Genomic DNA, 19,608 nt, shown 5'->3' with positions numbered 1-19,608 from the left:
ATTTTATTTATTCATCAACTCCTCAATCTCTTCAATTTCAATTGGAATGTTACGCATCAAATTAAAAGGTTCTCCTTTTTCTTGAATCACAACATCATCTTCCAATCGAATTCCCATGCCTTCTGCAGGAATATAAATACCAGGCTCCACGGTAAACACCATATTGGCTTTCATTGGAGTTTTAAGTTCTCCATAATCGTGGGTGTTTAGTCCAATGTGGTGACTTGTTCCATGCATGAAGTATTTTTTATAGGCCGGCCAATCTGGGTTTTCATTTTGCACATCGGCTTTGTCCAATAATCCAAGACCTAGTAATTCAGATGTCATAATCTTGCCGACTTCTTTATGATATTCGGCCCAAATAGTTCCTGGAACCAACATTTTGGTTGCTTCATCCTTCACGCGCAGCACTGCGCTATAAACTTCCTTTTGTCTATGGGAAAACCTACCGTTACCTGGAATGGTTCGAGTCATGTCGCTGGAATAATTAGCGTATTCGGCTGCCAAGTCTAACAAAATCATATCGCCATCCTTCACCTCTTTATTGTTTTCCAAATAGTGGAGCACATTGGCATTGTTTCCTGATGCAATGATTGGGCTGTATGCAAAACCTTTGGAACGGTTACGTACAAATTCATGCAAAAATTCGGCTTCAATCTCATGCTCCCAAACCCCTGGTTGCACAAACTCCAGGATTCTACGGAATCCTTTTTCGGTAATATCACAGGCCGTTTGCATCAAGGCGATTTCCTCGGGTTCTTTTACACCGCGTATATTTTGTAAAATCGGATTGCTCTTGGCCCATTGGTGCGCTGGATATTCTTTTTTTACCTTTTCAATAAAACGGTCCTCCCTGGTTTGGGTTTCCACTGCTTGTCGGTAATGTTCGTTGGTGTTGAAATAAATCGTTTCCGCCTCGGTCATCAAGTCGAAGAAAATCTTATCAAAATCCGTAAGCCAATAAACGGTCTCAATCCCAGAAACCTCGGTAGCTTTTTCCTTGGTCAATTTAGCACCCTCCCAAACGGCGATATGGTCGTTGGTCTCACGAACAAACAAAATTTCACGATGCTTGGCATCCATGGCATCTGGGAACAATAATAGAATGGTTTCCTCCTGATCGGCCCCGCTCAAGTAAAAAAGGTCTCGATCCTGTTCAAAAGGCAATGTGCTGTCTGCACCAATGGGATAAATATCGTTGGAGTTGAAAACGGCAATACTTTTAGGCCTCATATAAGCCATAAATTTCTTGCGGTTTTTTACAAAAAGATTGCTGTCTATCTGCGTGTACTTCATATATCAATTTGATTTGTTTCAAAAGTAGTTAATTGCGATACCGATGACAAATGATTACCTTCCATATTAAATTGAAATCATGCAACTCACCCTTGGTATTCCGGCACTACTTTTCCCTGCTATTTCGTTGACCATGTTGGCCTACAATGCAAGGTATTTGGCCATTGCAGCATTGATCAGACAACTGCACAAACAGTTTGAAGAAACTTCGGCCCCTCCCTTAAAACAGCAAATCAACCAACTGCGAACTAGATTGGGGATTATTAAAAACATGCAGGCTACGGCCATTGTAAGTTTTCTATTGGCTGCCGTGACCATGTTTTTGATCTATGTGGAAATGGAAGGTTGGGCCAATGCCATTTTTGGTATCAGTTTGGTTTTTCTAATGATTTCCTTAATCCTATCCCTTTTGGAGGTACAACTTTCTACCAAAGCATTGGGGATTCAGTTGGAAAATATGGAGAAGTAGGAATTGAGCTTGCTATTTGATAGGTCGAAGTGCATTTTTCTCGACAAATTGAACTATGTGGCCTGCCACATTGATGCCAGTTGCAGCTTCAATTCCTTTTAAGCCGGGTGATGCATTTACTTCTATTAATAAGGGACCATTTTTAGATCGGATCAAATCCACTCCAGCCACACCAAGCCCCAAATGTTTAGTGGCATTAATGGCAATGAATTTTTCACGTGGAGTTAATTCAACAGCTTCAACATCTGCTCCGCGATGCACATTAGATCTAAAATCGTCCAATTCGCTGGTGCGTTTCATGGCGGCCACAATTTTGTTGCCCACTACAATGATGCGCAGGTCCTCCCCGTTGGCTTCAGCAATATATTCCTGTAACAGAATGCTGGTATTCATATTGTAAAGGGTATCGATGACCGATTTAGCTGATTTTTTACTTTCTGCCAAGATCACACCCTTTCCTTGGGTGCCCTCTTGTAATTTGATAATCACAGGGGCTCCGCCCAACAATTCTATTTGATCCTCCACATTGTAGGGGTTGATCGAAAAAACAGTTTTGGGTATTGGAATTCCTTTTTTAGACATCAATTGTAAAGTAGAAACTTTGTTTCTGGCCCGAAGAATGCCTTGCGATTTTGCCGTACTGAATACATGGTTCAATTCAAATTGCTTCACAATGGCAACCCCATGTCTGGTAACTGTAGTGCCAATTCTGGGAACAATGGCATCAAACTCATTTGTAATGTCATCTACACCAAAAAAAATACGAGGTTTATCCTCCCCCAATTGCACAGAGCATTTGGTATGGTCTATATGCTCCACATAATGTCCAGCTTTTTCAAATTCCTCTGCAATTCGGGCCGTTGAATACACATTTAGACTTACAGATAAAACGGCAATATCCATTTTGAAGGGTTGGTTAGAATTCTTCTCCAATATCGGGTAAATTTCCCAAAATCAAGCTTTGACGATTTCAATTCTTTAAAAAGCTGAAACCAGGCGATATTATCAAATACGCATTTTAAGGGGGTTGATTATAATGAATCTAAATAAACAGCTTTCCAATGTTGAAAGCTTGTTAAAAACTTGTCCGTACCTTAAATTTGTCTCAAAACCAGCGCTAATGAGTGGATTGATTAAATCTTCGCTTGCCCGAAAATATGTCATGGCACTTTCGGGTCTTTTTTTGGTCATTTTCTTAATTCTTCACGTGACCATTAACCTTACTTCGGTATTCTCACCGGATTTCTTTAATGAAGCATCCCATTTTATGGGTTACAACCCCATTGTTCAATTTTTAATGCAGCCTATACTAATTGTTGGTGTAGTGGTGCACTTTGTCATGGGCTTTGTTTTGGAAATTCAGAATAAGAAAGCCAGAAGTATCTCTTATGTAAAATACAAGGGCAGTGCCAATGCGCCTTGGGTATCCAGAAACATGATCTATTCCGGATTGGTGATCTTGGCCTTTTTGGCCCTTCACTTTTACGATTTTTGGGTACATGAAATTACGTACAAGTATGTTGAGGCCAACCCAGAGGACCCAACCCGTTACTACGTTGAAACCGTAGAGAAGTTCGCCCCATTCTGGAGAACCATTCTTTATATGGTTTCCTTTGGGCTACTTGGATTGCACCTATGGCATGGATTTGCTTCATCTTTCCAATCCATGGGAGCCAATAACAAGTACACTGTAGGCTTCAAAAAATTTGCAAAAATATTCGCGGTAGTGGTACCATTGGCTTTTGCCTTCATTGCTTTGTACCACCACCTTAACCCAATAATTCATTAAATATGGGCATATTGGATTCAAAAATTCCATCTGGGCCATTGGCCGACAAATGGACCAAGCATAAAAACGACATTAACCTTGTAAACCCTGCCAACAAAAGGAACATTGATATCATTGTGGTAGGAACCGGACTTGCCGGTGGAGCTGCTGCAGCTACTTTGGCAGAGTTGGGATACAACGTTAAGACATTCTGCTACCAAGATTCCCCACGTAGGGCGCACTCCATTGCAGCTCAAGGGGGTATCAACGCAGCAAAGAATTACCAAGGGGACGGTGACAGTAATTACCGTCTTTTCTACGATACGATCAAAGGGGGAGATTACCGTTCCCGTGAAGCCAACGTATACCGTTTGGCAGAAGTTTCAGGAAACATTATCGACCAATGTGTGGCACAAGGGGTTCCTTTTGCCCGTGAATATGGTGGAATGTTGGACAACCGTTCATTTGGAGGGGTTTTGGTATCCAGAACTTTCTACGCGAAAGGACAAACAGGTCAGCAGTTGCTTTTGGGAGCTTATGCTGCCATGAACCGACAAATCAACCGTGGAAAGATTCAGTCATACACCCGTCACGAAATGATGGATTTGGTTTTGGTCGATGGAAAGGCACGTGGAATTATCGCTCGCAACCTGGTTACGGGAGAAATTGAAAGACACAGTGGTCACGCTGTAGTTTTGGCCACTGGTGGATACGGAAACGTATTTTTCCTTTCTACCAATGCCATGGGAAGTAATGTAATGGCAGCTTGGAGAGCGCACCGTAAAGGGGCTTTCTTCGCCAACCCTTGCTACACCCAGATTCACCCAACCTGTATTCCTGTTTCAGGTGAGCATCAATCCAAATTGACCTTGATGTCCGAATCACTTCGTAATGATGGTCGTATTTGGGTGCCCAAGAAAATGGAAGATGCCGTTGCCATCCGTGAGGGCAAATTGAAACCAACTCAGCTTGCCGAAGAAGATCGTGACTACTATTTGGAAAGAAGATATCCCGCATTTGGTAACCTTGTACCTCGTGATGTGGCATCCAGAGCAGCCAAAGAACGTTGTGATGCTGGTTTTGGTGTAAACAAAACAGGAGAAGCTGTTTTCTTGGATTTTGCTTCAGCCATTAAACGTTACGGAAAAGAAAAAGCGTTGACCTCAGGACTTAAAAATCCAGATGAGGCGACAATCATAAAATTGGGAGAAGAAGTTATCGAAGCGAAATACGGCAACCTTTTCCAGATGTATGAAAAAATTGTGGATGAGAATCCATACAAGACCCCAATGATGATCTATCCAGCGGTGCACTACACCATGGGTGGTCTTTGGGTAGATTACAACTTGCAAACCACCATTCCTGGTTGTTATGCTGCTGGAGAAGCCAACTTTAGCGATCATGGCGCCAACCGTTTAGGGGCCTCTGCCTTGATGCAAGGTCTTGCTGATGGCTATTTTGTGTTGCCATATACCATTGGAGATTACCTTTCCGATGATATCCGTACCGGTAAAATTCCAACCGATTCTCCAGAGTTTGAAGAAGCTGAAAACCAAGTTCGTGAGCGTATGGAGAAATTGACTTCTGGTTCCGGCATTCACTCCGTTGATTATTACCACAAGAAATTAGGTAAGATCATGTGGAACAAATGTGGCATGGCCCGAAACGCAAAAGAATTGGAGGAGGCCATTAAAGAAATCTCCGCGCTTAGAAAAGATTTCTGGGAAAACGTAAAAGTGCCCGGCACCATAGATTCTAAAAATCAGGAATTGGAGAAAGCTGGTCGTGTAGCCGACTTCTTGGAGTTGGGTGAACTTTTTGCCAAGGATGCACTTCACAGAAACGAATCTTGTGGAGGTCACTTTAGAGAAGAGTACCAGACCGAAGAAGGAGAAGCCTTAAGGGACGATAAAAACTTTAAGTATGTGGCGGCTTGGGAATACAAAGGTGAGCCCAAAGATGCCGAACTGCACAAAGAAGATTTGGTTTACGAAAACATTGAATTGAAGACAAGATCCTACAAATAAGAAGCTATGAAATTATATCTAAAAATATGGCGTCAAAAAGACGCATCTTCACCAGGTAAAATAGTTGATTATACCCTTGATGGTGTAGAAGGTGATATGTCTTTCTTGGAAATGTTGGACATTTTGAACGAAGAATTGGTTTCTAAAGGAGAAGAGCCTGTTGAGTTCGACCATGATTGTAGGGAAGGCATCTGTGGAACGTGTTCCTTGCAGATCAATGGAGAACCTCATGGCCCAGACCGTTTGGTTACTACTTGCCAATTGCACATGCGTAAATTCAACGATGGAGATACGATCGTTATCGAACCTTTTAGAGCGAATGCATTTCCTGTAATCAAGGATTTGATTGTAGATCGAAGTGCTTTTGATAGAATTCAACAAGCTGGTGGATATATTTCCGTGAACACTTCCGGTAATACGGTAGATGCCAACAGTATTCCAATTAATAAACACGCTGCAGATGAAGCTATGGATGCCGCTACCTGTATTGGTTGTGGTGCCTGTGTGGCCGCTTGTAAAAATGCGAGTGCTATGTTGTTCACCTCTGCAAAAGTTTCACAATTTGCTTTATTGCCACAAGGTAGGGTTGAAGCCGTAGAGCGTGTTCAGAACATGGTTCGCCAAATGGATCTGGAAGGTTTTGGTAACTGCACTAACACTGGAGCTTGCGAAGTGGAATGTCCAAAAGGTATTTCCTTAACGAACATCGCACGTATGAACCGCGAATATTTATCGGCGACTTTGAAGGGATAAAACGCTATCCAAAAACTATATTAAGAACCCAAACTTCGAGAGGAGTTTGGGTTTTTTTGTTTAAGAAGGCTATGATGTCGAGCGCCCACCTATCGGACGGACAGGCAGTCGAGACATTGGTTTAATTGATTTCTAGCCGAACACCTCTCGACTGCGCTCGAGGTGACAAGATGCAAATCCTATGTCATTTCGAACTTTTAGATTGAGCGTAGTCAAAATCGAAGTGAGAAATCTCAAAATAAGACTAGATTTCTCAATCGTCTCTCCGTTCCTCATTTCGAAATGACTATAAAACAAAAATGAATAACCAGAGTCAATTCCTCTTGACTAAGCTTAATGTGAATTTTTACTTATTTACATTTGATGTAATGTTCTGTATATTGTATGTATGCCCAAAGAATATGCACAGGAACGAATTAAAGTACCTCGGTTTAATGAGGAAAGTGGATTTTATACCACACCCGAGCGTTCCAAGATCATGGGTAAGATTAGAGGGAAAAACACCAAACCAGAACTTGCTTTCAGAAAAGCGTTGTGGCAAAAAGGGTATCGTTATCGCATCGATTACAAAAAACTCATTGGGAAGCCTGATATCGCCCTTAAAAAGTATAGAACCGTAATTTTTATTGATGGTGAATTCTGGCACGGCCATAATTGGGAGGAGCGAAAGGAAAAAATAAAGACCAATCGCGAATTCTGGATTCCTAAAATTGAACGCAATATGCAACGAGACGAAGAAGTCAATGCAGTCTTGGATGAAATGGGATACAAGGTCTTCCGTTTTTGGGAGTCAGAAGTAAAAAAGAACCTCAACGAATGTCTTGAGATAGTGCTAGCCCATTTAGAGGCGTTTAAATCTGTTTCTTGACAACTTTGAAGACTTGGAGTACTTCCTCCAAAGGCACTTCAAAATCTTGATACTCTGGAGACGTATTCAGGTTGTGGCAGGAGAGGGTCTTTTTCTTTTTATTATACGCTGTAAGCCATTTACAGATAATACGATTCGCAGTTACAATTACGTAAGGTACGTTCCAAAAAGTTTCATTGCTTCGAACAAAACTTTCCTTTTTAATTTCCAACCCCAAAACAAAAGCTCCGTTCGGAATAGCCACTATCGTTCCATCGTTCATGGAGTCCCCGGAAACTTCAAAAATTCTATGTGGATTATCCGCTAAAAAGTCAATAATAAAACCCGCTTGAAAGGGATTGGATACTTTCTCGCTCCTTACATTTTGGATATACTTCTCTTGATGTTCCACTAAAACCAATGGGGCCATGACTAAATGTTTGCCTTCATCAAGAGGATAAAATACGCTATTGTACTTGGTAAACGGCTGCCTTTTGGTGTAGGCTTCGCCCATATCGTTTACCTCTCGCATATAAAGTTCGGCAATGGTAAGTCCAAAAAATTCAGCAATCTTAGTAAGATTCTTGATGGGAATATTGGCGTCCTTTCTTTCGTAGAGCTGTATGGTCCTGAGACTCACACCAATTTGTTTGCCCAATTCCGATTGACTAATATTTTTTTTACGCCTTAATTGCTTTATTGTATACATTAATTATTATATTGTGTAATATTGTTACGCAATACACGCTTTCCGCAGCAATTTCTTTAGTTTTCTGTAATTGGGTTACAAGCCAAATATAGAAAATAGGATCTGACCCCAGCATATAAATCTTTAAATACCAATTATTTTATGGGATCAATCAAAGGAATACCCCCCGAAATTAACATTGAACTTATCTTTTCAGAAGACGATTATGGCCGGCCCATTAGTGAGCGACTGTCCGAAGTACTCCGAAGAAACCTGACCAAAAACGATTTTGCCAATGTTGCCATTAGAAGTGGTGTGAGCTTTTCCACTATTCGCGATGTAGTGTACCGTACCAATAGTTTGACCAAGGCGAATGCCATGGCCATTTCTTTGGTTATGCATGCTGCATTTGAAAATTCTATTGCCTACAAGTTTCGTGCTGAAGGGGATCTATTGTTTTTGGGCAAATATCTAGATGCTTAAACGGAACAGCCAATCGGTTTGCTTATCGTTTCCAATGTAGTACGGATGCTCTGCGAATTTTCGAAAACCATGTCGTTGATAAAACCGGATGGCATTGGGGTTGTGCTCCCATACGCCCAGCCAAATAAATGCTTTCTCCATTGTTCGGGTAAGGCAAATGATTTCTTGTAGCATCCAGGCTCCTATTTTCTTGCCCTGATGCTCCTTGAATACATAAATGCGTTCGATTTCCAATGCTTTCGGATCGTGAACATCTGTTTGTGCAGTATCGGTATTCAACTTAAAATAACCAACCAAGACATGGTCATCAAAAACAAAATAAAAATGGCTGTGTGGATGCTCTAATTCTGAAGCTATTTTTTCAATGGCAAATGCCTGTTTAAGATACGCTTGAAAATCAACAGGATCATTGTCCTTTTCAAAAGCCTCAATAAATGTTTCCCTTGAAATTTTCACCAAGGTATCCAAATCGGATTGCACACATTTTTTGAGCAAAAGCATAGGGTAGTTTTTCTTAAATCTAGGTCAAAAAAAAGAGCCTCACAATGTGTTGGCTCCAATTTTTTAAGGGGGATTTAATTTGGTCTAAAGCATGAAAAGCTTTTTGATCAATAGCATAAATCCGGTGAAAAAGTCGTTTCTGTAAACTTGAACATTCTCGTCCATCGTTGTGTTAGATTTAAGTGCCATGGTGAATTGTATTTAAGTGGTTAATTTGGGTAAAAAATTCGTTATAACCAAATATAAATCCGATGAATCGCAAATAAAAACTAATGTTGTGTAACGATTTTATTTTGTTGTAAAAAAACGTCCAATAATTATTAAATCATCATTTCTGGCACATTACTGTCCGCCAATAGTTTACCTTCCGTAGCTTTTACAATTTCATCGACAGATACTCCGGGTGCCCTTTCCAGCAATTTAAATCCGTCTGAAGTTACTTCCAAAACAGCCATGTTGGTCACAATTTTTTTTACGCAGCCAACCCCTGTCAACGGCAAAGTGCATCGCTTTAATAATTTGGATTCCCCTGCTCTGTTGGTATGCATCATAGCAACAATAATATTTTCTGCGGAAGCAACCAAGTCCATCGCGCCTCCCATCCCTTTTACCATTTTACCGGGAATCTTCCAATTGGCAATATCGCCGTTTTCTGCCACTTCCATAGCGCCCAATATGGTTAGGTCTACATGTTTGCCCCTAATCATGGCAAAACTAGTGGCAGAATCAAAAAAAGAGGCTCCAGGGAGCGTTGTGATGGTTTGTTTTCCTGCATTGATAATATCTGCATCTTCTTCTCCTTCCAAAGGGAAAGGGCCCATGCCCAAAACGCCATTCTCACTTTGGAATTCCACACTAATATCGTCTCGCACAAAATTGGCCACCAAAGTGGGTATTCCAATACCGAGGTTTACGTAGTATCCATCCCTTACTTCTCTGGCTATGCGCTTTGCTATTCCGTTTTTATCTAACATAATTATGCTTTCTGTCTTACTGTACGTTGCTCTATTCGCTTCTCATACTTTTCTCCTTGGAAGATTCGGCTCACAAATATTCCAGGAATATGAATTTCGTTTGGGTTTAAACTTCCAGCTGGAAGCAGTTCCTCTACCTCAGCAACTGTTATGGTTGCCGCACCACACATACAGGGGTTAAAATTACGTGCTGTACCCTTAAAAATTAGATTGCCTGCCTCATCACCTTTCCATGCTTTTACAAAAGCGAAATCCGCCTTAAAAGCTGGTTCCAATACATACATCTTACCATCAAACTCCCTTGTTTCTTTTCCTTCTGCCACTTCGGTACCGTAACCTGCAGGTGTATAAAATGCCGGAAAGCCAGCTTGGGCTGCCCTACACTTTTCCGCCAAAGTTCCTTGGGGCGTCAATTCCACTTCGAGCTCACCACTCAACATTTGTCTTTCGAACTCCTCGTTTTCACCTACGTAAGACGATATCATTTTTTTGATTTGATGTTTTTGAAGCAACAATCCCAATCCAAAATCGTCTACCCCAGCATTATTGGAAATACAGGTAATATCTTTAATGCCCAATCGCACAAGCTCGGCAATGGCATTTTCGGGAATGCCGCATAGACCGAATCCTCCCAACATAAAAGTCATTCCGTCTTTTACGCCATCCACCGCTTCCTGAACATTGGCAACCGTTTTTCTTATCATTATTTCTTATTTATGATTGCTTGAAATTACGATTTTAATAAAAAAGCCCCAAGCAAATTATAATATGCTTGGGGCTTTCTTTTATGTACATGGATTGGATCAGAAATCCAAATCGTCCAAATCGTCTTCTGTGTCAATTCGCTCTTCTTCCTCTTCTTCCTGTTGCTTTGAACAATCAATATTGATGGACATCTCTTCAGGCGCCTCAAATTCATCTTTGGACACTCCAATTTCTTCGTTGGCATAGTTCTTCTTCATGTACAGTGCCCATATGGGCAATGCCATCGCAGCGCCTTGACCATATAGTAATCGCTCAAAGTGAATAGCACGATTCTCTCCACCAACCCAAACACCAGTAACCAAGTTGGGCACCATGCCCATAAACCAACCATCACTTTGATTTTGGGTGGTTCCTGTTTTACCCGCAATAGGATTATTCAATTCATAAGGGTAGCCTGTAATAATTTCTTTATACACTGTTTGGTTTTTGCCATAGGTATGTCTTAATCTACCACCGGACCCGTACTGTGTTACACCTTCCAACAGATTGACCATGGCATAGGCGACATCCTTACTTAGCACATCTTTGGTTTCAGGAGTATATTCATACAACACAGTTCCATTCTTATCCTCAATACGAGTAACCATTACAGGTTTTACATACACCCCTTGATTGGCATAGGTGCCAAAGGCCCCAACAATTTCATAAACATTTACATCGGGTGTACCTAAGGCAATGGAAGGAACTTCGGGAATATCCCTTGTAATGCCCATGCTATTTGCAATTGATGCAACAGATCCCGGTCCAACTCTATCAATAAGCTGGGCTGTAACTGAATTTACTGAATTAGCTAAGGCGCTTTTTAAGGTCATATTCTCTCCAGAATAGGTCCCGTCAGAGTTGTCAGGACACCACATTTCCATATTTCCATGTTTTCCAGGTTCAATACAATAACGGTTGTCTGGTAAGGTAAAACATGGTGAATACCGCAATTGGTCAATGGCAGCGGCATACACAAATGGTTTGAACAAAGAACCTGCTTGACGTGTTCCTTGAATCACATTATCGTATTGGAAATGCTTATAGTCGATTCCGCCCACCCAAGCTTTCACATGACCTGTTTGGGGCTCCATGGACATCATTGCTGTTCTTAGAAAGGTTTTGTAGTACCGAATGGAATCCATCGGGGTCATGATGGTATCCTTCTCATAAGAATCACTGTTCCAATCGAACACGGTCATTTCCGTTTTTTCATGAAACGTGGCCTCAATTTCCTTTTCTGACAAGCCTTGTTGTTTTAAAATCCTCCATCGTGGAGAAGTTTTCATGGCGCGTTCCATAATGGTGTCAATCGCACCTCTTGAAATATCCAAAAAGGGTGCTGTTGGATTTCTTTGTGGTGTATTTTGATGGAAAAACTCCGCTTGAAGGTTTTTCATGTGCTCATTAACCGCTTCCTCGGCATTTTTTTGCATTCTGGAATCTATAGTGGTGTACACCTTAAGGCCATCCAAGTAAATGTTATAATTTTCACCGTCCGGTTTTGGATTTTCCTTTACCCAATTGTTCAACCAACGTTGCATGTACATCCTAAAATAAGTGGCCAATCCTTCTCTATGCGATTCAGGATTAAAATTGATTTTCATTTCCAAAGCCTGCAACGAATCCTTTTCCTTTTCGGTGATATAATCATACTTGGCCATTTGTCCAAGCACCGTATTTCTTCGATTGAGCACCAACTCTTCCCTTCGTATTGGGTTGTAGTAAGAGGAATTTTTCAGCATCCCCACTAAAACCGCTGATTCTTCGGTACGTAGTTCATGGGGTTCTTTTCCAAAATATATACGCGAAGCAGAACGGATACCATCAGCACTATAATTGAAATCATAAATGTTCAAGTACATCGCTATGATTTCCTCTTTGGTATAATTGCGTTCCAAACGGGTAGCAATTACCCATTCCTTTATTTTTTGAAGAATGGCATTGGTCGTACTTTCCTTGTCTCTTACCCCAATAAACAATTGTCTGGCCAGCTGTTGAGAAATGGTGCTGGCACCACCTTTCTTTCCTAAATAAGCCAAGGCCCTGATAAATCCTCTTGCATCTATACCTGAATGATCATAGTATCTGGCATCTTCTGTTGCCACCAAAGCATTCACCAAATTTTGTGGCAATTGATCATAGGAAACCGGGGTACGGTTATCATCCAAGTACAATTTCCCCAAGGTTTCACCATCAGAAGATATAAACTCGGTAGCTAAATTGGTTTCAGGGTTTTCCAAGCGTTCGAAGGTTGGCATTTCGCCAAACATGCCCCATGAGGCCAATAAAAAAATAAGCACTGCTCCAAGCACTCCGGTTCCGAAAAGAATCCAGAACCATTTAATAAAAGGGGTAAAATTTTGCTGCTGTTTTTTTTGACTCTTTTTTGCCATTATAATTTGGGGGCTTTTTCAATTTCCAAACCAACATCTGTTATTCCTTCCAAAATGTGAAGGCCTTCCACTTCGCCATTTTTACGCATGGCATGTGAAACATTTACCTTATATACGCCAGATTCATTAAAATCGATGTTTTCCTTGAACCATAATTTATTTTCCAAAACACCGCCCATACCTTTTCCCAGCCATTCACCGGTCGGCTCGGCCATCCTGTACTCCAATGTATCCTTTATGGTATTTCCTTCTGGATATTCTAACTCCGTAATTAAAAATAAATTGCTGAAAGGGTAAGAATCATCGTTACGGACATTGATGAACATATTGTATGTTGCCGTTGAGTCCAGCTCTGAAAACTCAAACTGCACTGAATTATCAATTTCCCATTTGCCATTGGTAATGGGTTCATATTCGGAATACACCAACAAATCGTTGCAAGATGTAAACGACAAGATGACCACCAATAGAACTAAAAAATTATTTCGCATTGGAAGATGCTTTTGGATTTGGCTTTCTACGCTTTTTATTTCTACGCTTTTTCTTTTTGGGACGGTCAAAACGGGTAAGGCTATCTTGGCCCACCACATTTTCGAAGGCCATTTTTTCCTCGTCAACATTATCGGAAGCATACTCCTCCAAGCTTTCAACTTTTTCGTTTCTCTTGTTCAACTCCAAAATTTCGAGCACTTGATCTTTGGTCAAGGTGTGCCAGTTGGCCGGTTCATCTTTGTATGAAAACCAAAGGGTTTCCTTAAAAATGTCGGCTTTCTGACAAAACGCGATGCCTTTTTTTGTTTTGAGTTTACTGTCTGGTGGAGGGAAATTCTTCAAGGCCTCCATGTACATGTCGAGTTCGTAATTGAGACAGCATTTTAATTTACCGCATTGACCTGCCAATTTCTGGGGGTTCAATGCCAACTGCTGGTAACGGGCCGATGCTGTGCTCACTGATCTAAAATCTGTTAACCAGGTAGAGCAACAAAGTTCCCGTCCGCAAGAACCGATTCCGCCCAATCGTTGCGCCTCTTGACGGTATCCAATCTGCCGCATTTCAATTCGGATACCAAAGGCCTTGGCCATATCCTTGATCAATTGCCTAAAATCTACGCGATCTTCAGCGGTGTAGTAAAAAGTTGCTTTAGATCCATCGCCTTGAAACTCTACATCGCTCAATTTCATTTCGAGCTTAAGAGAGATGGCAATTTCTCGTGAGCGTTTTTTGATCTCTTCTTCCCTATCCCTGCATTTTTGCCAAATATCAATATCGCGTTGAGTCGCTTTTCTGTAAATTTTTGGAAGCTCTTTGTCGTCTGGAGACACTCTCTTTCGCTTCATTTGAATGCGAACCAATTCTCCTGTGAGGGTAACCATGCCCACATCGTGGCCAGACTTGGCCTGAACCGCCACTACATCTCCAATGGACAAGGGCAAGCCCTCCACATTTCGATAAAATTCCTTTCTACTGTTTTTGAAACGTACCTCAACGCAATCAAATGCTTTTTGACCGTTGGGCAACGACATATTGGAAAGCCAGTCAAAGACTGTCAGCTTGTTACAACCATCAGTGCCGCAAGTACCATTGTTCTTGCAACCACGCGGTTGTCCATCCTTGCCGGTTGAACAACTGCTACACGCCATATTTTGTATCTTGATTTAAGAAGCTGTAAAATAGCCTCTTAAAAAGGGTTCATAAATAATTCTTAAGTAAATATAGTACAATTTAAAGCAGCATTGAAATGCTACTTCTTGTATTTCAATACGGGGGATCTACCCTTTTTGAATATTTTGTTGCTGGCGCCCTTCCCTTTTCTCAATTGTTTTTGTTCTTCGTAAGGCAGTGCATTGATTTCCTGACATTCAATGGAACAACAGTTGTCCATAGCCTTGGCGCATTCTTCACACTGAATGAATAACAAATGGCAGGCTTCGTTGGCACAATTTACATGGGTGTCGCAGGGTTTTCCGCACTGATGGCAATGCGCAATCACCTCTTCTGAAATTCGCTCACCTCTTCTGTGGTCAAAAACAAAGTTTTTCCCCATGAATTTATTCTCCAGGTTTTTGTCCCGCACTTGTCGGGTGTATTCGATGATCCCGCCCTCTAATTGGAAAACGTTCTTAAACCCCTTGTGCTTATAATAAGCACTGGCTTTTTCACAACGGATTCCACCGGTGCAGTACATCACCAATTTTTTGTCCTCTTTGTGGTCGGACAAATCTTGCTCGATAATGTCCAACGAATCACGAAAGGTATCCACATCGGGGGTGATCGCATTTTTAAAATGGCCTATTTCGCTTTCGTAATGGTTTCGCATATCCACCAAAACGGTATCTGGGTCTTCAATCAATTCGTTAAACCTTTCCGCATCTACATGCACCCCTTTATTGGTCACATCAAAAGTGTCATCGTTCAACCCATCGGCCACAATTTTATCGCGGACTTTCACCTTTAGTTTCAGAAAGGATTTGTTGTCCTGCTCAATGGCAATGTTCAACCTCACATTTTCCAAAAAGGAAATACTGTCCAAATGCTTTTTGAATTTTTCAAAATTTTCTGCTGGAACAGAAAGTTGGGCGTTAATGCCTTCTTTGGCAACATAGATCCTACCCAAAACTTCCATTTCGTTCCAAGTAATGAAAAGGTGATCTCTTAGAATTTGGGGATTGCCAATGTGCGCATATTTATAGAAAGAGATGGTCAACCGGTCTTTTCCGGCCTCCTCAATAAGCTTTTCCCTTTCTTTCGCACTTAGCGTATTGTACAGTTGCATGCTATATCAATATTTAAGTTTAAGAATGGTATTCTGTAAAATGTGGGCAAAGATACAATTTAAAAAAGAGGGCAAATAAAAAGGGCTTCTTTAAAAGAAACCCTTCTTAATCCATTAAAACATTATCATAGCGTATTTTCTTCCCTCCTTAATAAAATCGAGCTTACAAAGCCCTATGTATATGAGTTAGTATCCTTTAGATACATTGTTATTAAAAAGGTTGCGTGCCCTTTGTGGCATGTAGAAAGAAATGGTATTTTAGCCTTCCTATAACTATTTTTACTATGAGCAACGAGAAAGAAGCAAAATTAAAAGCCCTTAAACTTACCCTAGATAAACTGGACAAGACTTACGGTAAAGGCGCCGTAATGAAAATGGGCGATAGTGTTGTTGAAGATGTGGAGGTAATTTCTTCTGGATCGTTGGGATTGGATATTGCATTGGGCGTAGGAGGTTACCCAAGAGGAAGGGTCATTGAAATTTATGGGCCAGAATCTTCTGGTAAAACCACATTGACCTTACATGCCATTGCTGAAGCACAAAAAGCAGGAGGTATCGCTGCTTTTATTGATGCGGAACATGCTTTTGATCGTTTTTATGCCAAAAAATTGGGTGTGGATATCGATAACTTGATCATTTCACAACCCGACCACGGGGAGCAAGCATTGGAAATTGCGGATAACTTGATTCGTTCTGGTGCCATCGACATTGTAATTGTCGATTCTGTTGCTGCCCTGACTCCTAAAAGTGAAATCGAAGGAGAAATGGGTGATTCCAAAATGGGATTGCACGCCCGTTTAATGTCGCAAGCTTTGCGAAAATTGACTTCTACCATCAGTAAGACCAATTGTACCGTAATATTCATTAACCAGCTACGGGAAAAAATTGGTGTGATGTTCGGAAATCCTGAAACCACTACTGGGGGTAATGCCCTAAAATTCTACGCCTCGGTTCGTTTGGACATTAGACGATCCACTCAAATTAAAAATACCGATGGGGATGTTCAAGGAAACAAAACCCGGGTTAAAGTGGTAAAAAACAAGGTGGCTCCTCCGTTTAAAACTGCCGAATTCGATATTATGTATGGAGAAGGCATCTCAAAAATTGGGGAAATCCTCGATTTGGGTGTTGCCTACGAAATTGTAAAAAAGAGCGGTTCTTGGTTCAGTTACGGAGATACCAAACTTGGTCAGGGTAGAGATGCCGTTAAATCTTTGCTTTTGGACAACCCAGAACTTTCCGAAGAATTGGAAAGCAAAATCAGAGAAGCCATTGCCGCGGTAAAAGCATAGCATTTCACCGTTTTTTTGGGCAGATTAACTTTTGGTTGGCATAATCCTACGCAACCCTTGCAAACACAGCACATCTAGGGAATAAAAGGATTATTGATTATGAAAAAAGTTTTAATGTCCATTATGTTGTTAGTGGCATGTTCATGGTTCGTTTCGTGCAGTTCGGATGATGACTCCCCCAATTTTTACTTTACTACCTTAGATGTTATTGAGGCGGATATGCCAGAGTTTTTTGAGCTCGGCAAGACCTACGATATCGATGTTCTGTATTCCAGGCCCAATGGCTGTACTTATTTTGAAGGTTTTGATGTGATCAAAACCACACAAACAGGAAGGGATGTAGTAGTTATCGGCTCAGTTTTAACTGGTGAAGACATTGCATGTACACAAGCCGTGGAAGAGGTGATAGCCACTTTGCGATTTAGCGTAATTTACACTGACGAATATAATTTTAGGTTTTATACCGGGGATGATGAAAATGGAAATGCACAATTTATTGAATACACGGTTCCTGTTGAGGGAACTACCCAATAATTAGAAATAACAAAGAACTAAACACAATCCAAAATTGACCAACATTTGGATCTTGATGAGCTGATACATAATTGCAAAAAAGGGGAACGGCATGCACAGGCCGAGCTATACCGGAGATATTCCAGTGTGCTTTTCGGAATGTGCTTAAAGTATTCCAAAAATAAAGCGGAGGCCGAAGACAACCTCCATGACAGCTTTATGACCATTTTTGACAAAATTGATCAGTTTCAATTTAAAGGTTCTTTCGAAGGGTGGATTAAACGGATTACCGTAAACACAGTGCTCCAGAAATATCGAAAAGACCAATTCCTAAATGTGGTCACCGACAATTTTGAAGAGAACCCTGAAGTTGAAACGGAAGGAACCGACATTAGTTTATCAACCTTATTACAACATATACAAGAGCTGCCAAACAAGTATAGGCTAACCTTTAACCTATATGTTTTAGACGGCTTTAGTCACAAAGAAATCAGTGAGATGTTGGGAACATCCACAGGAACATCAAAATCGAACTTGGCGAGGGCCAAATCCATTTTGAGGGAAAAAATAGAAAAGTCCAAAATCAACATTGCTTAAACAGATGACCATGGGGAAAAAGAATTTAGAGCAATTGTTCAAAGAAACCTTTCAAGGTTTCGAAGAAGTTCCAGATTCGAGGGTTTGGAACAACATCGAGGCTTCATTGAACAAAAAGAAACAAAAAAAGCGCATCATTCCAATATGGTGGCAGCTTGGTGGTGTGGCTGCAGCACTCGCTATTGCATTATGGGCAATAAATCCATTTGCTGATGAAGAAATATTGGATACTCCAACAATTTCAGACATTGAAAACACCTCAATTCCAACTCAGGAAAAAGAAGTGCCGCAAGAGATTATCGATTCTAAAACAATCGAAAACGTTTCCGCCGAAAGCTTGGCCAATTCCAATAAAAAAGAAGATGAAAGCCAGAATTCGGTTGCAACGTCATCTAATGCCCAATCAACTTCCGTGGAAAACAAAACAGAAGTTACTTTGACCGAAGAGCCCACTTTGGCTTCCAATATGGGCAAAAGTGAAGAAAATGATACTTCTTCAACCAACACCTCCAATATTGAAAATTCTATTGCTGAAAAGGAAACTGCAATTGCCCAAAACAACCCAACATCTGAAAATATAGTTGGAAAATCCACATCAAAAGAAGAATCCGTAGTTGCTGAAAACAATAAGGAAGAGACGGTTGGGAAATCGATTTACGAGGCCATTGAAGAACAAAAAGAACTGGACGCGGAAATAGCGGAAAACAAATCGGACAAATGGTCTTTCGGCCCCACGGTTGCCCCTGTTTATTTTAATGGCAGTGGCAGTGGCTCACCAATTCATCCGGATTTTGAAACCAACTCCAAGTCTGGAAACTTTAATATGAGTTATGGAGTTGGCGTAGCCTACGAAATTGGCAATCGACTTAAAATTCGCTCAGGATTACATAAAGTGAATTATGGTTACGATACCGAAGATGTTATATTTTCTTCGACCCTGCGAACTTCAGCCAATGAAAGAATTGCCAACATCAATTATTCAGATACAGGAGAAAACATAATCGTACAGAGCAGAAACACGGGGAAAAGTATTTCCAATGTGGACAGTAAAGAAATAGCTCTAACAACGGCCCCTGCATTAGACGGTAAAATGGTACAACAACTGGGATATATTGAGGTGCCATTGGAGCTTAATTATGCTCTGGTGGATAAAAAAATTGGTGTTGATGTAATTGGTGGTGTTAGTTCACTTTTTCTTGTGGACAATTCAGTATTACTGGAATCCAACACGATGGTCACTGAAGTTGGCGAGGCCAATAATGTTAATTCATTAAACTTCAGTGCCAATTTTGGAATGGGCGTCAACTACGATTTCACGCCCAAAATACAATTCAATATTGAACCTGTTTTCAAATATCAATTAAATACTTTTTCCAATACTGCCGGCAATTTCCGACCCTATTCCATTGGAATTTACAGCGGATTGAGCTTTAAGTTTTAGGAAACAAAACGTTGGTTAGGAAGATTGCTCCTTTATGCAATCAAT

The 19,608-nt window shown here is 40.9% G+C and carries 20 protein-coding genes; 10 read left to right on the top strand and 10 right to left on the bottom strand.

Annotation, left to right across the window (positions count from 1 at the left end; all coding sequences use genetic code 11):
- Nucleotides 1-3 precede the first annotated feature (3 nt).
- Nucleotides 4-1,296, bottom strand: coding sequence for an aminopeptidase P family protein (locus ABT310_RS06770; RefSeq protein WP_375325985.1), 1,293 nt, complete (start codon nt 1,294-1,296; stop codon nt 4-6).
- A 79-nt stretch (nt 1,297-1,375) separates the two neighbouring features.
- Here ABT310_RS06770 and ABT310_RS06765 point away from each other — a divergent pair, with 79 nt between their 5' ends.
- Nucleotides 1,376-1,765 carry a DUF2721 domain-containing protein gene (locus ABT310_RS06765; protein ID WP_375325984.1) on the top strand — a complete coding sequence of 130 codons (390 nt, stop codon included), beginning with the start codon at nt 1,376-1,378 and terminating at the stop codon, nt 1,763-1,765.
- Between the two features lie 12 nt (nt 1,766-1,777).
- On the opposite strand, the gene ABT310_RS06760 is transcribed toward ABT310_RS06765, so the two are convergent.
- The gene (locus ABT310_RS06760; RefSeq protein WP_375325983.1) at nt 1,778-2,668 is read right to left on the bottom strand and encodes a RimK family alpha-L-glutamate ligase; all 891 of its coding nucleotides are present in this window, start codon (nt 2,666-2,668) and stop codon (nt 1,778-1,780) included.
- Nucleotides 2,669-2,885: 217 nt separating this feature from the next.
- On the opposite strand from ABT310_RS06760, the gene ABT310_RS06755 reads away from it, so the two are divergent.
- The 4 genes from ABT310_RS06755 (at nt 2,886) to ABT310_RS06740 (ending at nt 7,181) form a co-directional block, all read left to right on the top strand.
- The gene (locus ABT310_RS06755; RefSeq protein WP_375325982.1) at nt 2,886-3,554 is read left to right on the top strand and encodes a succinate dehydrogenase cytochrome b subunit; all 669 of its coding nucleotides are present in this window, start codon (nt 2,886-2,888) and stop codon (nt 3,552-3,554) included.
- Between the two features lie 2 nt (nt 3,555-3,556).
- Nucleotides 3,557-5,560: a fumarate reductase/succinate dehydrogenase flavoprotein subunit gene (locus ABT310_RS06750; RefSeq protein WP_375325981.1), complete on the top strand. Its 2,004-nt coding sequence runs from the start codon at nt 3,557-3,559 to the stop codon at nt 5,558-5,560.
- A gap of 6 nt (nt 5,561-5,566) precedes the next feature.
- Nucleotides 5,567-6,313: a succinate dehydrogenase/fumarate reductase iron-sulfur subunit gene (locus tag ABT310_RS06745; protein ID WP_375325980.1), complete on the top strand. Its 747-nt coding sequence runs from the start codon at nt 5,567-5,569 to the stop codon at nt 6,311-6,313.
- A gap of 388 nt (nt 6,314-6,701) precedes the next feature.
- Nucleotides 6,702-7,181, top strand: a complete 480-nt coding sequence (locus tag ABT310_RS06740) for a very short patch repair endonuclease (protein WP_375325979.1) — start codon at nt 6,702-6,704, stop codon at nt 7,179-7,181.
- Here the strand turns inward: ABT310_RS06740 and ABT310_RS06735 are convergent.
- The gene (locus tag ABT310_RS06735) at nt 7,165-7,869 is read right to left on the bottom strand and encodes an XRE family transcriptional regulator (protein ID WP_375325978.1); all 705 of its coding nucleotides are present in this window, start codon (nt 7,867-7,869) and stop codon (nt 7,165-7,167) included. The two genes, ABT310_RS06740 and ABT310_RS06735, sit on opposite strands and share 17 nt — an antisense overlap.
- 141 nt (nt 7,870-8,010) lie before the next feature.
- Between ABT310_RS06735 and ABT310_RS06730 the strand changes: the two genes are divergently transcribed.
- Nucleotides 8,011-8,331, top strand: coding sequence for a hypothetical protein (locus tag ABT310_RS06730; RefSeq protein WP_375325977.1), 321 nt, complete (start codon nt 8,011-8,013; stop codon nt 8,329-8,331).
- Here the strand turns inward: ABT310_RS06730 and ABT310_RS06725 are convergent.
- The 7 genes from ABT310_RS06725 to ABT310_RS06695 form a co-directional block, all read right to left on the bottom strand.
- Nucleotides 8,320-8,832, bottom strand: a complete 513-nt coding sequence (locus ABT310_RS06725) for a GNAT family N-acetyltransferase (protein ID WP_375325976.1) — start codon at nt 8,830-8,832, stop codon at nt 8,320-8,322. The two genes, ABT310_RS06730 and ABT310_RS06725, sit on opposite strands and share 12 nt — an antisense overlap.
- A gap of 320 nt (nt 8,833-9,152) precedes the next feature.
- A complete protein-coding gene (locus ABT310_RS06720) occupies nt 9,153-9,806 on the bottom strand; it encodes a 3-oxoacid CoA-transferase subunit B (RefSeq protein ID WP_375325975.1) in 654 nt (217 codons plus the stop codon).
- A 2-nt stretch (nt 9,807-9,808) separates the two neighbouring features.
- Nucleotides 9,809-10,510: a CoA transferase subunit A gene (locus ABT310_RS06715; protein WP_375325974.1), complete on the bottom strand. Its 702-nt coding sequence runs from the start codon at nt 10,508-10,510 to the stop codon at nt 9,809-9,811.
- A gap of 99 nt (nt 10,511-10,609) precedes the next feature.
- The gene (locus ABT310_RS06710; protein WP_375325973.1) at nt 10,610-12,946 is read right to left on the bottom strand and encodes a penicillin-binding protein 1A; all 2,337 of its coding nucleotides are present in this window, start codon (nt 12,944-12,946) and stop codon (nt 10,610-10,612) included.
- Nucleotides 12,946-13,437 (bottom strand): gliding motility lipoprotein GldH, encoded by a 492-nt coding sequence (locus ABT310_RS06705; protein ID WP_375325972.1) that lies wholly within the window; start codon nt 13,435-13,437, stop codon nt 12,946-12,948. The genes ABT310_RS06710 and ABT310_RS06705 overlap by 1 nt, the downstream gene beginning before the upstream one ends.
- A complete protein-coding gene (locus ABT310_RS06700; protein WP_375325971.1) occupies nt 13,427-14,587 on the bottom strand; it encodes a stage 0 sporulation family protein in 1,161 nt (386 codons plus the stop codon). Before ABT310_RS06700 ends, ABT310_RS06705 begins: the two co-directional genes overlap by 11 nt.
- Before the next feature lie 101 nt (nt 14,588-14,688).
- Nucleotides 14,689-15,720 carry a rhodanese-related sulfurtransferase gene (locus ABT310_RS06695; protein WP_375325970.1) on the bottom strand — a complete coding sequence of 344 codons (1,032 nt, stop codon included), beginning with the start codon at nt 15,718-15,720 and terminating at the stop codon, nt 14,689-14,691.
- A gap of 284 nt (nt 15,721-16,004) precedes the next feature.
- On the opposite strand from ABT310_RS06695, the gene recA reads away from it, so the two are divergent.
- The 4 genes from recA (at nt 16,005) to ABT310_RS06675 (ending at nt 19,563) form a co-directional block, all read left to right on the top strand.
- Entirely contained in the window at nt 16,005-17,012 is a 1,008-nt protein-coding gene (gene recA / locus ABT310_RS06690; RefSeq protein ID WP_375325969.1) for a recombinase RecA, read from the top strand.
- 99 nt (nt 17,013-17,111) lie between these two features.
- Nucleotides 17,112-17,546: a hypothetical protein gene (locus tag ABT310_RS06685; protein ID WP_375325968.1), complete on the top strand. Its 435-nt coding sequence runs from the start codon at nt 17,112-17,114 to the stop codon at nt 17,544-17,546.
- Nucleotides 17,547-17,591: 45 nt separating this feature from the next.
- Nucleotides 17,592-18,122: an RNA polymerase sigma factor gene (locus tag ABT310_RS06680; protein ID WP_375325967.1), complete on the top strand. Its 531-nt coding sequence runs from the start codon at nt 17,592-17,594 to the stop codon at nt 18,120-18,122.
- Nucleotides 18,123-18,132: 10 nt separating this feature from the next.
- The gene (locus ABT310_RS06675; protein ID WP_375325966.1) at nt 18,133-19,563 is read left to right on the top strand and encodes an outer membrane beta-barrel protein; all 1,431 of its coding nucleotides are present in this window, start codon (nt 18,133-18,135) and stop codon (nt 19,561-19,563) included.
- The last annotated feature ends 45 nt before the right edge of the window (nt 19,564-19,608 follow it).

This window comes from Flagellimonas cixiensis (assembly GCF_042134615.1).
Lineage (GTDB): Bacteria > Bacteroidota > Bacteroidia > Flavobacteriales > Flavobacteriaceae > Flagellimonas > Flagellimonas cixiensis.
Note: the sequence above shows the minus strand (reverse complement) of the source record. Positions and strands in the feature narration are given on the sequence as shown.